Origin of the sequence: Dyella ginsengisoli (assembly GCF_044904665.1) — a bacterium.
Taxonomy (GTDB): Bacteria; Pseudomonadota; Gammaproteobacteria; order Xanthomonadales; family Rhodanobacteraceae; genus Dyella_A; species Dyella_A ginsengisoli.
The window spans coordinates 550171-565379 of sequence record NZ_JADIKM010000001.1 but is presented as its reverse complement, the minus strand read 5'-3'; the positions used below and the strand labels follow the sequence as shown (position 1 = coordinate 565379).

Sequence of the window (15209 nt, the reverse complement as noted above, 5' to 3'; positions counted from 1 at the left end):
GCGCACCCGCACGGGCGCCGCGGCCGCCCGCCGCGGCGCATCCAGCAGGCAGCGGGGTGGCGGCGGGGCGTGGCTTGGTTAAGCTGACAGGTACCCACCGGAGGGAACAGCGGGCATGGATACGTTCTGCCTGGTATTGGCGGGCCACCATCTCGACCACAACGCCGACGCCGTCGAGTCACGGCTTGCCGCGGCATTCGGCATGACGCCGGAGGCTTTTCGCGACAAGGTGTGGCAGCGCGCGCCGCTGATCATCCGGCGCACGCTGGACGAGGCGACGGCACGCGCCCAGGCTGCCCAGTTGCAACAGCTCGGTACTGCGGCCGCGGTCCACGCCGACGATGGGGCGCTGATCTGGCTGCTGCGCGGCGATCGCGTGCTTGGCCCGCTGCCCGCCGACGCGCGCGGCGACTACGCCCGCCCGGACGACCGCTGGTGCCATGACGGCGACGCGAGCTGGCAGGCACTGCCGCTCGCCGCGACACCGCCGCCGCTGCCGCGCCCCGCCAGCCAGCCACCGCCGCTTCCTGCCCGTGCCATGCCGCGCGGCCGTCGTCGAACATCGACGTGGCTGGGAGGCGTGGCCGTCGCTTCGCTGGCGATCCTGATCGGGTACCTGTATCGCGCGCCGGCCCGTGCGCCCGCGACGCCGGTGGTGCGCTATGTGCCACGCCCGCTGCAGCCCATGGTGGCAAGCGCATCCGCAGCAACCATGCCTTCCGCCTGCCCCGCTGGCGGCGCGGCCGGCGGCGAGGAAGACCGCTTCCTGCTCACCGGTGGACAACGCGTGCTGACCGGGCGGGCACGGCGCAGCGGCGACGCCTACGTCGCCGAGGCGATCGTGCAGCGCGATGCCCAGTGCCAACCCAGCGCGGTGCAGCTCTACATGTTCCGCCGTGGTGTCTTCGTCGGGACCGTGCTCGACGCGCCGATCGACCCGCGCCACATGCAGCTGACCGACTTCACGCTCGACGCGCAGGGCCAGCTCACCTACAGCGTGCGCCGCTGCGACGGTCGTACCGGCGGCTGTGGCGACACCGAGACCTACCAGGCGCACCTGCAGCGCGGCGACGGCGGCTGGGTGCTGGCCTACGGCGCGCCCACGGCACCGGTGGCGGTGGAGATCATCAGCCGGCCGCCGCCGCACTATCCGGAAGAAGCGATACGTCAACGTCACCAGGGCACCGTGCTGCTGGTGCTCACCATCGGCACCGACGGCCTGCCGCGGGATATCGCCGTGGCGCAATCGAGCGGGTTCGCCGAGCTGGACGCCGCGGCGGTGGCCTCGGCCCGTCAGTGGCGCTTCCGCGCGCTGCGCAGCGACGGCGGCGCCGGCACGGCCACGGCACGCGTGCCGGTGCGCTTTCACCTGAGTGACGGGCAGGCGCTATAGCCGCGGGCGCGGCATGCCGAACAGCTGCAGCGTGAACGCCACACCCTGGCCGTCATCCGTGTTGCGCGCCAGAGCCACTCCGCCATGACGCTCGGCCACCAGCCGCACCACGTACAGGCCCAGCCCCAGGTGCGGCGCATCGCCCGGCGTGGCCTTGTCGCGCAGGCTCACCAGCGAATCGAACAGCCGCGCCTGCATCGCCTCGGGCAGCGGCGGCCCCTGGTTGGCCAGGGTGATCTGCGCGCCGCCATCGATGGCCCGCAGCTCCAGCCGCAGCCAGCCCTCGGCCGGGGTGAACGAGAGCGCGTTGTCGAACAGCTTGTCCAGCGCCTGCGCCACCAGTTCGGGCGCGCCGTGGAACGGCAGTGGTGCATCGGGCAGCACGCAGTCGAAACGACGCGTCCCTGCCAGCGCGCGATAGGACTCGGCGCAGCCGCGCACCACGTCGCGCAGGTCGACGTCCTCCGGTTCGGCGGCGGCGATGGCGCGCTCCATCCGGCTGGCCTCGCTCATGGCACGTACCAGCGCACCGAGGCGGGCGGTGCCGTCGCGCGCCCGCGCGAGATACGGCGCGGCATCCGCGGGCACGCCGCCGTCCGCATCGAGCGCGTGCTCCAGGTTGTCCAGCGAGGATTTGACGATCGCCAACGGCGTGTTGAGTTCGTGCGACAGCTTGGAGGCCAGCGTACGCAGGTAGTCGGTGTAGCCACCCACCGCCTCGAACAGCTTCTCGAAGCTGCGCGCGAGGTCGCCGACCTCGTCCGGCGCGTCGGTCATCGGGAAGCGTCCGCGCTGGAACAGGCCGTCCAGACGTCCATCCGCTGCCTGCGCCCGCTCGGCCGCATCGCGCAGCTTGCCCAGGCGCAGACTCAGCCGCGTGGCGAAAGCGAGCAGGATGCCGCCGGCCACCAGTAGCACCGCGAAGCTGGTGAGCAGCAATCCGAACAGCGCGCGGTTGGCCAGCAGCGGCACCGCGCGACTGGCCTGCTCCAGCAGCAGCACCCCGCGCACGTGACCGGCCCGCTCGATCGGCACCGCGGCATCGAGCACCACGCTGGCGCGCGTCTCGCCGTCGCGCCACACCGCGGCGGGCGTGCCGTGGCGCGCCTGGGTGACCTCGTCGGTGAGCAGGCGCGGCGCATCCTGCATCCAGGGCTGCGAGGCCTGCACGCGGTCGGCCAGCAGGGAGCGGTAGATCAGCGCGGCGAACCAGCCCGGCTGCGGGCCCTGGCTGCGATCCGCATCGTGTCGTCCGCTCTGTGCCAGCAACCAGCCATCGGGTGACAGCACGCGGGCGTGCACGTCGTCAGGTGCCAGCTGCGCCAGTTCTGCCGACAGCGGGTCCGAATAGGCCAGCAGCGGCCGCTGCTCGACGGCGAGGGGATCGCCGCCATCGGCCGGATCGAACACGCCCACGCCCAGCGCGCTGACGCCGTCCACACGCGGCACGCGCAGCTCGATGCGATAGCCACTGCCATCTTCCTGCCACTGCGCGGTGAGCAGATCGGGCAGGCCGTCGACCGGCGGATCCAGCGGACGGGCGCTGACCGGGCCGGGCGCCGCACTGGCCAGCAGATAACGACGCAGCACCGTCCCGCGCTGCAGTGACAGCACCACGTGATCGGCGCGCAGCACCAGCGGATCGTCGACCTCGGCGCGCGTGCGGCGGCTGTCGCGCACGTCCAGCCACAGGTAGAGCCAGCTGTCGTCCTGCGCCAGCAGCAGCTTGCCGCGCGCACCCACCGGCTCGCTCCACGGCGTGAGCGGTGCCCAGTCGTCGCCGTAGCCGTCGATGGTGATCGGCGTGCCGGCGGCCTGCACATACCAGCCCTGGCCGGCTTCCGGCAGCACCGCGCCGGTGACCGCCAGGCTGCGCGCCACGGCGCGCGCCGACGCGGTGAGCGCCTGCGCCTGGCCGTCGCGCAGCAGGTTTTCCATCTGCCGCACGTAGAGCCAGCCGGCGACGGGCAGCGCCAGCGTGCACAGCGCGACGAGCAGCAGCTTGCGGCGCAGGGTCATGGCGCGGAGTGTTTGCCAGCGCCCCGCTGCCCGTCCCGCGATCGATGATCGCCCTCTCGACTCATATAGGACGCGTTGGCAGCGACTTTCATAAATCCGTCCAGCAGCGCTCTACGCTGCGGATCGCCGGCCGCCAAGGTCATCGACCAGCTTAGGCGTATGCCGGTCGTTCGGCCCGGATCGCAGAACACAACCACGTCATCAAAGTGATCCGTGCCTTCGTAAGCGATGGCATCGCAAGTCATCTTCGCGTGTGGGATCCGGAACAGCTTGGAACGCGCTCCCGGATCGCGCTGGAGATATTTTTTGCGGTCGGCGACGACTTCATCGTTGAGACTGTGCAGCTTGGCAGGCCAGACGTTGAGCACGATCACCTGTTCAGGCTTGCCCGTCCACTCGCCCTGATACATGACCAAGTTCACGCCTATAGCGCGTGCGTACATGCAGCAATCGGCCGTCCAGCCACTCAGCTTGTCGGCTAGCACGGCCCATCCAGGAACGTCGCCGTCTGCCTTGCCATAGACCAACACGACGCGGTCTGCTTGCACTGAATCCGCTTGGCCGACCGCAAGGCATACCGGCGAGGCACAAGCGGCGATCAGCAGCAGCCATCGCCTCACGGCTTCCACCGGTAACCCACGCCATGCACGGTCTCGATCGCGTCGAACTCAGGCGCCACCGCGATGAACTTCTTGCGGATGCGCTTGATGTGCGAGGTGATGGTGGCGTCGTCGACCACCAGTTCGGCTTCGCGCATCAGCTGATCGCGGTTCTTCACGTGGCCGGGGAAGCGCACCAGGGTGTGCACCATCCAGAATTCGGTGACGGTAAGCGGGATCTCTTCACCATTCCAGGTGATCCGCATGCGCTCGGATTCGAGCTTGAGCGGACCGTGCTCGATCACCGTCTCGCTGGCCGCCGGCGCCTGCATCGAGGCGATCCGGCGGAACAGGGCGGCGATGCGTGCAGCGAGCTGGTGCAGGCTGGTGTCCTTGCTGAGGTAGTCATCGGCACCCAGCCGCAGGCCGGAAATCACGTCGAAATCCGAATCGCGCGCGGTAAGGAAGATGATCGGCAGCGTCGGCGACTTCGCGCGCAGCTCGCGGCACAGGTCGAAGCCGCCTTCGGGCTCGTCGCCCAGGCCGATGTCGATGATGACCAGCTCCGGCAGGCGCATGGCGAAGGCCGCCGAGGCCTCGTGCCGCGAACCGTAGCCGCGGGTGTCGTAGCCGAAACGGTTCAGCGCCTCGACGTAGTTGGCGCGGATCAGCGGTTCGTCTTCGACGATGGCGATGCTGCGGCCCATGAGAACTCCCCTGTAGGATGCGGTTCGTGATGGTACGCAGCGTGCATGGCGGCGTGCATCATGCGCAAGACGCATCCAGTGGTCTGCCATGCCTTCGCCACAGATCGGGACCGGTTTTGCCGCTTCCGGCCTATTTGCCCGGAGCAGTCACCGGCTGCACGTCACCGACGGTTACGCGACCGACCCACCCCTCCAGAAGGTGGTCGGCATAGCGGTCGAGCTTGACCAGGACCTGATCCACCGGCTGCGCCGTGGGGCAGAGCACGGTGATCGTCTTGTCCTTCAACGGATGCAGTGGCGGTACCTTGCCGCCAGTGATCCCGTCGATACACACCTTCTCGTCGAAACCTTCCTGGCCGGTCAGGTCGGATCGTGCGTGACGATAGTGCCGCTCGGCCCTGCGCGCAGCCGTGGCATCGCCATAGACCGGCATCATCGCCTCGAGCAGATGCCGGGCCTGCGCCTGCTCCTGCACCGAGGCCTGGCTCTCGGCCGAACGGTAGACCGCGAGATAGAAGGGCGTGTCCCGCTCGCTGGCGAGTTGCAGATAGGCCAGCCCCAGCGGGCGGTTGGGCTGACCGGAATCGCCCTTGAAGTAACCGATCCCGAGCAGGAACTGCGCACGCTTGTTGCCCCACCGGGCGGCGTCGTCGAGCATCTCCCTCGCCCTGGCGAACTTCCTCCCGGCCAGATCCCTCACGCCAACGCAGTAGTAGTACTCGCCCGGCACGTAACGCTCCAGACCCTGCGGGCAGTTCGTCCTGGCCACTTCAGCCAGCGGCATCCTGGAGTCCGCAGGCGAACGGCCCGGATCGGCGGCGGATGCCGCCGCCGCGTTGGAAACAAGCCATGCCGCGGACACGGCCAGCGCAAAGACGCAGATTCGACTCGCCATCATCCAGTACCCCTTTCCTTGGGTTTCGCCCTCCAAGGTCACCATGCACCAGGACGCCATTGCCCGCAACTCGCCATGTTTTCAGCATCACCGCATCAGACCGGCCGGTTGAGATGCATCCAGGCCCTTGAGGGAGCACCAACATGAAGAAGCTCGACGCCGCACATGACGACAACGAACTGCAGGGCTTCGAGCCGCTGCGTGTGGTCCTGGCCATCGGTGGGCTCATGCTCGGACTGTTGATGGCCCTGCACTGAGGAGGCCCGTCATGCCCTGTTTCGATCAATGGTTCGACAGCTCCGCCACGTACTGCATGCCACCCCCGGCCGCACAAGGACGCGCGATGGAAAACCACCCGCAGGACCCCGACCCGGATTGGCAGCCGTTGTAGATAGACCGTTTTTCCCCGACCTTAATGGCCGTTCCTTCTCCCCTCCGCGCGAGGGGAGTCTTTTTTCGGGTCGCAAGAAAATTCTGAACGAGCGGGAACCATCCCCGCCGGGCGGGGTTCCAATCTCCTGAGTGGCGTCGCGCCATTGCCGTGGAAACCCGTCGCATGGCGCCTGTACGGTGCAGCGGCGGGGCGGCGCCCACTCTGGTGATCTCCCTGACGCGTCCGACGACGCTTGTCCCGGTGCCACGCGGCGCCGGGACTTCTTTTTGCGCTTTCCGACGACGATCAGCCGATGGCGTGGCGCATGGCGGCGATCGCCGCGGCGTAGTCCGGCGCGTTGAAGATCGCCGAGCCGGCGACGAAGGTGTCGGCCCCGGCCGCGGCGATGGCGCCGATGTTGTCGGCGCTCACGCCACCGTCCACTTCCAGCCGGATCGCACGGCCGCTGTCGTCGATGCGGCGGCGCACCTCGCGCAGCTTGTCCAGCGCCGAAGGAATGAACTTCTGCCCCCCGAAACCGGGATTCACCGACATCAGCAGCACGAAGTCGAGCTTGTCCAGCACGTGGTCGAGCCAGTTCAGCGGCGTGGCCGGATTGAAGACCAGGCCAGCCTGGCAGCCGGCCTCCTTGATCAGGCCGAGGGTGCGGTCGACGTGCTCGCTGGCTTCCGGATGGAAGCTGATGGAGTTGGCGCCGGCCTTGGCGAAATCCGGCACGATGCGGTCTACCGGCTTGACCATCAGATGCACGTCGATGTGCGCGGTGATGCCGTAGTCGCGCAGCGCCTTGAGCACCATCGGGCCCATGGTGAGGTTGGGCACGTAATGGTTGTCCATCACATCGAAGTGCACCCAGTCGCCACCGGCGGCGAGCACCTTGGCGGTGTCCTCGCCGAGCCGGGCGAAATCGGCCGAGAGGATGGACGGAGCGATGATCGGGGACTGCTTGCTCATGGATCGACCTCTGTTGGAGCGCACTGTGTGCGCGACCGGTTGTCGGCGTTGGCGCCATGCAGGCTTTTCGCGCACTTCGGCGCGCTCCAACACGGCTTTTATTTGAAGCCCTTCTCGGCCTTGATGCGCTCGTAGGCCGCGTTGATCTCGCTGGCCCGCGCCTCGGCGCGCTTGCGCATGTCCTCGGGCAGGTCGCCAAGACGGTCGGGGTGATGCTCGGAGATCAGCTTGCGGTAGGCGCGCTTGATCGTGCGCTCGTCCGCGTCGCGCTGTACGCCGAGCACCGCGTAGGGATCGGGGCCGCCGGTGGAGCGGTGCGGCGGTACGTAGCCGCCGCCGTTGCCGGCGCCGCCGCGCGGACCGCTGCCGGCGTTCCAGGCGTAGCCCTTCATCGCCATCAGCGCCATCAGCTCCATGTCGCTCACGCGCATGGCGAAGGCGAGCTGGCGCAGGATCGCCATCTTCTCCGGCGGCGGGTTGCCCTCGGCCAGCACGGTCTCGATCACCACGTCGAGCACCGGGAAGGCATGGTCGCGGCGCAGGCCGACCCAGTCGCGCAGTTCGCCGATGGTCGGCGAGACGTCGAATTCAGCGGTCTTGCCGCGGTTGAAGCTGGCGATCGCCTCCTGCCGCTGGGCGGGCTCCAGGCCCATGCGGGTCATCAGGCGCTCGGCGATGGCGATCTCCGCCTCGGAGACGCGGCCGTCGCTCTTGGCCACCGCGCCGAGCAGCGCGAACAGCGGACGGATGAAGCCGCCGGCCTCCGGCACCGCGCTGCGGCGCTGGCTGTAGCGCATGTTGTCCAGCACGAAGCCGATCAGCGCGCCGACGATGGCGCCCGGCAGGCCGTGGCCGAAGAACAGGCCGACGAGGGCGAACCAGAGGGTGTAGGTGTAGCTCATGGCTGCGACGCCGCCACCGGCGTCTGCGCGCTGTACCACTGGGCCAGCTGGTCGAGCTCGGCGTCGCTGACCGGGCCGATCGCGGCCTTCATCAACGCCACGTCGCGACGACCGTCGCGGTACTGTTTCAGCGCTTCACGCAGGTAGTCGAGTTTCTGCCCGGCGAGGTTGGGCGCGCCGGGAATCTGCGCCCTGCCGCGCTCGCCATGGCAGGCGGCGCAAAGCCCGAGGCGGGCGGGCGGAGCGGGCATCTCGGCCCGAAGGGGCGCAACAGCGGTCAGGCACAACGCCGCGATCAGGACGGTTCGCATCGGCAACACACGGGATGGAAGACGCACCAGTCTACCAGCGCCCCCGCCACCGGCGGCCCGGTCGGGTGTCGCGCCGTTACACTATGCCGCGCCCGCCCTACCCGGAACCGACCCGTGCCCACCACCCTGTCCCAATCGAACCTGCCCGGCCTGGAGCTGATCCACCGCGGCAAGGTGCGCGATGTGTACGCGCTGCCAGGCAACCGTTTGCTGATCGTGGCCACCGATCGCCTGTCCGCGTTTGACGTGGTGCTGCCCGATCCGATCCCCGGCAAGGGCGAGATGCTCACCCAGATCTCCAACTTCTGGTTCGCCAAGACCGCGCACCTGGTGCCCAACCACCTGCTCGACGTGCCGCTGGCCGACGTGCTGCCGCCGGGCACCGACCTGGCGCTGTACGCCAGGCGCGCCGTGGTGACGCGCCGCCTGAAGCCGGTGCCGGTGGAGGCAATCGCCCGCGGCTACCTGATCGGCTCCGGCTGGAAGGACTACCAGGCCACCGGCGCCGTGTGCGGCATCGCGCTGCCGGCGGGACTCCAGCAGGCACAGCAGCTGCCCGAGCCGATCTTCACCCCGTCGACCAAGGCCGCCGTGGGCGACCACGACGAGAACGTCAGCTTCGACGCGGTGGTGAAGCTGGCCGGCCGCGAGCTGGCCGACAAAGTGCGCGACGCCACGCTGGCGATCTACCGCTGGGCCGCCGCGTTTGCCGCCGAGCGCGGCATCATCCTGGCCGACACCAAGCTGGAGTTCGGCACCGACGAGGACGGGACGCTGTACGTGATGGACGAGATGCTCACCCCCGACTCCTCGCGCTACTGGCCGGCCGACCAGTACCGGGTGGGGATCAGCCCGCCCAGCTACGACAAGCAGTTCGTGCGCGACTACCTGGAGTCGATCGGCTGGAACAAGACACCGCCGGGTCCGCGCATTCCGGCCGAGGTGATCGCCGGCACCGAGGCGAAGTACGCCGAGGCGCTGCAGCGGCTGGCCGGCATCACCCTCGCCTGACCCGGCAACCCGCGGAGACAACGCCATGCGCACCATGCAGGACTGGCTGGACAGCTACAGCGCCGATCACCAGAACCCGATCAACCAGCGCCTGCACTGGCTTTGCGTACCGCCGATCGTGTGGAGCGTGATCGCGCTGCTGTGGACCATTCCGGTGCCAGCGCGCTTCCTGCAGCCGGGCGCGTGGGCGGTGCTGGCGATGGTCCTGGCGTTCGCCTGGTACTGGAAGCGCTCGCACCGGCTCGGTGGCGCGCTGCTGCTGGCCTTCGCCGCGCTGGCGCTGCTCACCGGCCTCCTCTTCAACCGGCTCGGCGCGGCCAACCTGCGCTGGTCCGCACTGGCGGTGTTCGTGGTGGCATGGATCGGCCAGTTCGTCGGGCACCAGTTCGAAGGGCGCCGGCCGAGCTTTCTCACCGATCTCTCCTACCTGCTGGTCGGCCCTGCCTGGCTGATGGAAAAGCTGCTGCGCCGACTCGGCTTCAAGGCTTCTGCATGACCACCCTGCTCACCGTGCTCAGCACCCTCCTGTGGTGGGTGCTGTACAGCTCGATCTTCGCCCTGTTCTTTTCGCTGATCGCCTGGCCGCTGCTGCGCTGGAACGAGCGCACCAGCGTGGTGTTCAACCGCGTGTACCTCGCCTGCCTGCTGTGGACCATGGCCGGCATGGCGATGGTGGGCGCGGTGGCCGCGCACGAAGGCCACGTGCGTCCGCCTTACGGCGCGCTGCTGGCCAGCAATGCGCTGCGCGGCGTGCTGGTGGTGGACATGCTGGTCGGCGTGGCGCTGCTGTGGCGGCTGATCCCGCGCGTGGATGCCCGCCGCATCCGCCCCACCAGCGCCTGCCTGGCCGTGGCCGCGGTGATGGCGATTGCCTTCGGCATCGCCACCAGCCTGGCGTGACAACGGCGCGTCGGCTCAGCCGGTCGCCTGCCGCTCCAGCCAGCGCCAGCCGTAGAACGCCGGCACACCCAGCGCGATGATCAGCAGGCTCATGCCCGCGTCGCGCGGCGCGTGGATCGAGGTGGCGATGATCACCCCCAACACCGTCACCACGAACACCAGCGGCAGCACCGGGTAGAACGGCACGCGATAGGGCGAGGGCTCCTGCGCGAGATGGCGGCGATACCAGAACAGCGTGGCGATGCCGAACGCATGCGCCAGCCACTCGCCGACCGTGGTGTAGTCCAGCAGCTGACCGAAGCTGCCCGACAGGGTGAGCACGATCGCCCACGCGCCCAGCGTCGCGAGCGCCACCTGCGGCGCACGGCTGGTGGGATCGATCCGCCCCACCGCGCTGAAGAACATGCCGTCGCTGCCCATGGTCTGCAGCACGCGCGCGCCGCCGGCGATGGCGATGGCGCAGTAGCCGAAGGTGGAGCAGGCGATACCCAGCGCCATGATCGTCGCGCCGCTCGGGCCCAGCAGGTCGCGCAGCAGGTCCGCCGCCGGCGCCGAGCTGGCGGCCAGGCCGGCGTGGCCGAGCCCGGCGAGGTAGGCGAAGTTGACCAGCAGGTAACTGCCCACCACGCCGGCCATGCCCAGCCCGAGCGCGCGTGGCAGCGTGCGCTGCGGATCGCGCACTTCCCCGGCCAGGTCGTTGAGGTAGTGGAATCCGCCGTAGGCGAACAGCACCGGCAGCAGTGCGCCGAGGAAGTCGCCCGGCGACGCCACGTGCACCGGATCGGCCGCGAGCGCGCTGCCGAGATGGCCGCGCGCCAGGATCAGCCCGACCACCACCAGCAGTGCGATGGCCGCCAGCTTGAGCACGGTGAAGATGTTCTGCACCCAGGCGCCGGCGCGGATGCCGAACAGGTTGATGCCCACGATGAAGGCGATCGATCCCACCGCGACCGGCTTGACGAAACCGGGGGGAAAACCCAACGCCGCGCAGAAATAGTCGGCGAAGGTGGTCGCCACCGCCGCCACGCTGCCGGGATAGTTGATCAGCGCCATGGTCCAGCCGAACAGGAACGCCGGCAGCTTGCCGAACGCCTCGCGCAGGTAGACGTAGGTGCCGCCCGCCTGCGGCCGGCGCGCGCCCAGCTCGGCGTAGCAGAGCACCCCGGCCAGCGTGAGCAGGCCGCCGATCGCCCACAGCAGCAGCACCTGCCAGCCGGCCGAGGTGCGTTCGGCCACGGTGGCCGGATTGCGGAAGATGCCGGCACCGATCACGCCGCCGATCACGATCGCGGCGGCGTCCCAGGTGCCTAGGCGGCGAAGATAGGTTGGCGAAGCGGATGCAGTCGTCATGGCGTCGCGGCGTCACTGGCGAGGAAGATCAACCCATAGCGTGACACGACGACCGCCCGCTGTGCCGGCCTCGGCGGCAGTGCATGTGTCGAACCACACACATCGGGACGACGCCGGCAACACTCGAAGCTCGCACGACAAGACGGCGCGACGCACTTCGCCGGTGGCCATGGCCCCTCTCCCGCTTCGTCGGCCGTTTAGAATCGCGCTCTTGTCCCACCGGCCCGCACGATGTCGCCACACCCGATGCCCATGCATGACATGACGCTCTACCGTCCGGGCCCGGCCTGGCTCCGGGCGATTGACGGCCTGGCCGGAGCATCGGCATGAGCAGGCCCGCGGTATCGAGCGCAAACACCTCGTCGGCGCTGATGCGTTGGCTGTCATGGGGCGCGGCCGCGGCGATGCTGTCGGTGGCGGCCTGGCTGATGCACCGCTACCTGTTGCAGATCAGCTGGCGCGCGTTTGCCGCCGCATGGTCGCAGCTACCGGCCAGCCGCATCGCCGGCTCGATCCTGGCGACCGGGGTGAGCTTCGCCATGCTCGCCGTGTTCGAAATGCAGGCTGTCGCGCTGACCGTGCCCGGACGTGTCCCACGGAGCCGCGCGGCTTTCGCCGGCATGGTCGCCAATGCGCTGGCCAATACCCTGGGCTTTCACGCGCTGACCGCGAGCGCGACACGCTTTCGCATCTACCGGGCGAGCGGGCTCAGTGCCGGCGACACCGCCCGCATCGTCGGCGTGGCCGGGCTCGGGGTGGGATTGGGCTTCGCCGTGGTGATCACCGGCGCGCTGTGCTGGGAGCCGGCGATCACCCAGGGCTGGGGGCGCATTCCCGGTTTGGGCCTGCTGGGCGCGCTGGGGACGCTGTTGTTCTGGCTGGGCAGGCAACCGCGTTCGCTGCGGATTTTCCGCTGGACGCTGGTGTTTCCCGATGCCCGTACGGCGGCCCGGCAGATGCTGATCGGCGCGTTGGAGATGAGTGCGGCGATCGCGGCGCTCTACATCCTGCTGCCGGCATCCATCGCACCACCGTTCGTCGACTTCCTGCCGATCTACGTCGGCGCCGTGCTGGCCGGCCTGATCAGCCATGCGCCGGGCGGACTGGGCGTGTTCGAGACGATCATGCTGGCCTCGTTCACCCAGGCCCAGCGCGCGGATCTGCTGGCGGCGATCCTCTGCTACCGCCTCACCTACAGCCTGCTTCCCTTTGTGCTGGGCAGCCTGGCGCTGGGCATCTTCGAAGCACGGCAGCGCTGGCTCGGCCGTGCGGGCAAGGGCGACTCGGCTCAGTTCGACGGTGGATAAAGCTTGATCAGGCGCTGCTGGCGCAGATGATGCCGCGCCAGCGCCAGCGCACCGATCGGCCGGAAGCCGCGCCGGCGGTTGGCCGCACCGAGCTCGAACAACGTTCGCTGCTTGGCGAAGACCATCGCGTAGACCTGCCGCACGCTGTATTTCGGATCCCACGCGTGCACCGCCTCGGAGCCGGCGCCGTTGACTTCCATGATGGTGAAGCGACCCGCACGCAGATCCTGCAACGTCGCGAAGCGTACGTCGAAACGACCGACGTGGAATTCAGGCATGTCGTGCGCAACCGCCTCGATGGCGGCCAGCAGCTCGGGCGTGGCCAGCGCCGAGCCGTCCTCGTAACGGCCACCGACACGGGTCGATCCGATCAGCGAGAGGCGGACCACTTCGCCAGCGGCCGGAACGCGCGCGGGGTCGAAGTCGCACTGGTGTTCGCGCGGGCGGTCGAACGCCCGCCGCAGCCGATCGTCCTCGGCCACCAGCTCGTCCAGCGTGTGGATGCCGTCGCCGATCACCTGGGGATAGTGGCGCAGCAGGATGCTCAGCAGCTGGCCCCCTGCCTGGCCGGGATGGCGGATGTAGAACAGGCCTGCCTCGCCCGGCTCGTCGAGATAGCGCTGCAGCATCAGCGTTTCGCCCGCGGGATAGCGGGCCAGGTAGTCCGCCAGGGCCGATGCATCGTCGAGGCGCCGCACGCCGAACCCGCACCAGCCCAGATCCGGCTTGGCCACCACCGGGAAGGTGAGGCCTGCGGCGGCCATCGCTGCCAACGCGGCCGGGACGGCCAGCGCGCCGCGTGCGGTGAGCAGCACGAACGGCGCGACGCGAGCACGGGCATGCGGGCCCATCGCGGCGAAGTATTCCGACTTGGTATCACCGACCAGGCCGCCGGCCGTGATCGCAGGATTGGCGGCCGAAGGCAGCGTGAGGCTGCGGTAGCGCAAGCCGAGCCACGCCCACTGCAGCACCATCGGCACCAGGTTGAGCCACTTCGGAATGCGCTCGATGGTGCCCGGACGTGGGGCGGCGGCCGGTGGAAGCAGCGGCGGTCCCTGGGTGGCCAACATCGGCTCAGCCATGACTGATCACCTCGTACTGGATCGGCTTGAAGGCAAAATTGTTGGACTGTCCGGCCGAGCACGCGGTGAGGCCGATCAACAGATCCATCTGCGCCTCGAACACGGTGTAGTCGCCGGCGCGGCTCAGTGGAGGTTCCACGGTGATTGCGCCCGTGGCCGGATCCACCGGCACGTTCATGAACACGTTGAAGGCGGTCGGTATCGCATCCGGCTGCACACCGTACGGCGCCAGCGCCGCGGCCAGATTGCCGAAGCAGCCGCGGTGCGGTTTGTCATCGCCGTAGAGGATGCGAAACATCTCGGCCGAGCACGGCGACAGCAGGAAATCGTGGCGCCCCACGGTGTCCTCGCCGATGCGCAGCATCACGCTGGAGCGGTTCGAGTAGATCGGATCGCCGGTGGAAAGGTAGATGCGGCTGGCGTAGTCGATGCTGCGGCCGGACGATATCGCCTCGCCGGTGTCGTGCCGGTTGAACGCCACCAGGTCAGCCACCTGCTCGCCCTGCGGATCGATCACCCGCAGGGACTCGCCCTTGCGCAGCTCGAACGCCACGCCGCTGCGGGGAGGGATGGTCTGGATCATGCGCGATCACCGTGGCCGACGGGAGCAAACGGGCAGACCCAGTCGGCATCCACCCGGCGCCCACTGTACTGGCGCGCCTCCGAGCTGCGCCCGTGCAAGGCGAGCATCGGGTTGGGCGAACCGGCATACGCCACATCGCGCTGCAGAATCGCCGCGCGCAGCTTGTCGTAGCGGCCGTTCGCGCGCAGTTGCTCGAACTGGCTGTGCAGGTTGAACACCAGCACGGGGCACTGGAACCGGCGGGCCGGACGGCTGGCCTCCGGATGCAGACCCACCACGTAGAATGCCTTCCCGCCCACACTCATGCTGAAGCTCGGCGACGCCGGATCGCCACTCACCCGCGGATCCCAACCGTAACGACGGCGATCGATCGCGTGGATCGCCGCCAGGCGCTCCCACAGAGCGCGCTCGAATGCCGGTTCGTCCAGCAATGGCGATGTCGGAAACAGCACCGCGACACTGATGAACGAGGAACCGTCCGCGGGCTCGGACAGCGCCTGCAGGTGGCCGGTGATCGCGAGGTCGTCATCAACGCAGCACAGGTCGCGCGCTCGCACCACGAGCAACTGACCGCGCGAGCGCGATGCCTTGGCGCCAAGGCATGGAAAGGGCGCCGCATCGACGAAAGCCACGAAGGCGGCCTCGACGGCCGCGGGCGCCGACATGGTCTGATCGCTCTGCACAGCACCCACATCCCGGGCTGGCTGTGTTCGCACCTGAACCTGCATGAGTTCTCCGTCGGACGGCCGTGGCAAATCGCATCACCACGCGTACATGACCCTGTCCACCAAACGGTACGGAT

At 69.0% G+C, this 15209-nt stretch carries 16 protein-coding genes; 5 read left to right on the top strand and 11 right to left on the bottom strand.

Annotated features, from left to right (window positions below):
* Nucleotides 1-115 precede the first annotated feature (115 nt).
* A complete protein-coding gene (locus ISP17_RS02590; protein WP_404629957.1) occupies nucleotides 116-1393 on the top strand; it encodes an energy transducer TonB in 1278 nt (425 codons plus the stop codon).
* On the opposite strand, the gene ISP17_RS02585 is transcribed toward ISP17_RS02590, so the two are convergent.
* The 7 genes from ISP17_RS02585 to ISP17_RS02555 all read right to left on the bottom strand — a co-directional run bounded on the left by ISP17_RS02585 (nucleotide 1388) and on the right by ISP17_RS02555 (nucleotide 8174).
* Entirely contained in the window at nucleotides 1388-3412 is a 2025-nt protein-coding gene (locus tag ISP17_RS02585; RefSeq protein ID WP_404629956.1) for an ATP-binding protein, read from the bottom strand. The genes ISP17_RS02590 and ISP17_RS02585 overlap by 6 nt on opposite strands.
* Nucleotides 3409-4032, bottom strand: coding sequence for a hypothetical protein (locus ISP17_RS02580; RefSeq protein ID WP_404629955.1), 624 nt, complete (start codon nucleotides 4030-4032; stop codon nucleotides 3409-3411). The genes ISP17_RS02585 and ISP17_RS02580 overlap by 4 nt, the downstream gene beginning before the upstream one ends.
* Nucleotides 4029-4718: a proteobacterial dedicated sortase system response regulator gene (gene pdsR / locus ISP17_RS02575; RefSeq protein WP_404629954.1), complete on the bottom strand. Its 690-nt coding sequence runs from the start codon at nucleotides 4716-4718 to the stop codon at nucleotides 4029-4031. The genes ISP17_RS02580 and pdsR overlap by 4 nt, the downstream gene beginning before the upstream one ends.
* Nucleotides 4719-4848: 130 nt before the next feature.
* Nucleotides 4849-5658 (bottom strand): SEL1-like repeat protein, encoded by an 810-nt coding sequence (locus tag ISP17_RS02570; RefSeq protein WP_404629953.1) that lies wholly within the window; start codon nucleotides 5656-5658, stop codon nucleotides 4849-4851.
* 634 nt (nucleotides 5659-6292) lie between these two features.
* Nucleotides 6293-6961: a ribulose-phosphate 3-epimerase gene (gene rpe / locus ISP17_RS02565; RefSeq protein WP_404629952.1), complete on the bottom strand. Its 669-nt coding sequence runs from the start codon at nucleotides 6959-6961 to the stop codon at nucleotides 6293-6295.
* A 98-nt stretch (nucleotides 6962-7059) separates the two neighbouring features.
* Nucleotides 7060-7863, bottom strand: coding sequence for a co-chaperone DjlA (gene djlA, locus ISP17_RS02560; protein WP_404629951.1), 804 nt, complete (start codon nucleotides 7861-7863; stop codon nucleotides 7060-7062).
* Nucleotides 7860-8174, bottom strand: coding sequence for a c-type cytochrome (locus ISP17_RS02555; protein ID WP_404629950.1), 315 nt, complete (start codon nucleotides 8172-8174; stop codon nucleotides 7860-7862). Before ISP17_RS02555 ends, djlA begins: the two co-directional genes overlap by 4 nt.
* A 114-nt stretch (nucleotides 8175-8288) precedes the next feature.
* Between ISP17_RS02555 and ISP17_RS02550 the strand changes: the two genes are divergently transcribed.
* From ISP17_RS02550 to ISP17_RS02540, 3 genes are read left to right on the top strand one after another with little or no spacing between them, the layout of a single operon-like run.
* Nucleotides 8289-9185 (top strand): phosphoribosylaminoimidazolesuccinocarboxamide synthase, encoded by an 897-nt coding sequence (locus ISP17_RS02550; RefSeq protein ID WP_404629949.1) that lies wholly within the window; start codon nucleotides 8289-8291, stop codon nucleotides 9183-9185.
* Nucleotides 9186-9210: 25 nt separating this feature from the next.
* Nucleotides 9211-9681: an Mpo1 family 2-hydroxy fatty acid dioxygenase gene (locus ISP17_RS02545; RefSeq protein WP_404629948.1), complete on the top strand. Its 471-nt coding sequence runs from the start codon at nucleotides 9211-9213 to the stop codon at nucleotides 9679-9681.
* Nucleotides 9678-10085, top strand: a complete 408-nt coding sequence (locus ISP17_RS02540; RefSeq protein ID WP_404629947.1) for a hypothetical protein — start codon at nucleotides 9678-9680, stop codon at nucleotides 10083-10085. Before ISP17_RS02545 ends, ISP17_RS02540 begins: the two co-directional genes overlap by 4 nt.
* Before the next feature lie 15 nt (nucleotides 10086-10100).
* Here the strand turns inward: ISP17_RS02540 and ISP17_RS02535 are convergent, their stop codons facing one another.
* The gene (locus ISP17_RS02535; protein ID WP_404629946.1) at nucleotides 10101-11435 is read right to left on the bottom strand and encodes an APC family permease; all 1335 of its coding nucleotides are present in this window, start codon (nucleotides 11433-11435) and stop codon (nucleotides 10101-10103) included.
* Nucleotides 11436-11761: 326 nt separating this feature from the next.
* Between ISP17_RS02535 and ISP17_RS02530 the strand changes: the two genes are divergently transcribed.
* Entirely contained in the window at nucleotides 11762-12742 is a 981-nt protein-coding gene (locus ISP17_RS02530; RefSeq protein ID WP_404629945.1) for a putative bifunctional lysylphosphatidylglycerol flippase/synthetase, read from the top strand.
* Here ISP17_RS02530 and ISP17_RS02525 read toward each other — a convergent pair.
* From ISP17_RS02525 to gntA, 3 genes are read right to left on the bottom strand one after another with little or no spacing between them, the layout of a single operon-like run.
* Nucleotides 12724-13824 carry an ATP-grasp domain-containing protein gene (locus ISP17_RS02525; protein WP_404629944.1) on the bottom strand — a complete coding sequence of 367 codons (1101 nt, stop codon included), beginning with the start codon at nucleotides 13822-13824 and terminating at the stop codon, nucleotides 12724-12726. The genes ISP17_RS02530 and ISP17_RS02525 overlap by 19 nt on opposite strands.
* Entirely contained in the window at nucleotides 13817-14407 is a 591-nt protein-coding gene (locus ISP17_RS02520) for a DUF1989 domain-containing protein (protein ID WP_404629943.1), read from the bottom strand. Before ISP17_RS02520 ends, ISP17_RS02525 begins: the two co-directional genes overlap by 8 nt.
* Nucleotides 14404-15135 (bottom strand): guanitoxin biosynthesis heme-dependent pre-guanitoxin N-hydroxylase GntA, encoded by a 732-nt coding sequence (gene gntA, locus ISP17_RS02515; protein ID WP_404629942.1) that lies wholly within the window; start codon nucleotides 15133-15135, stop codon nucleotides 14404-14406. The genes ISP17_RS02520 and gntA overlap by 4 nt, the downstream gene beginning before the upstream one ends.
* Between the last annotated feature and the right edge of the window lie 74 nt (nucleotides 15136-15209).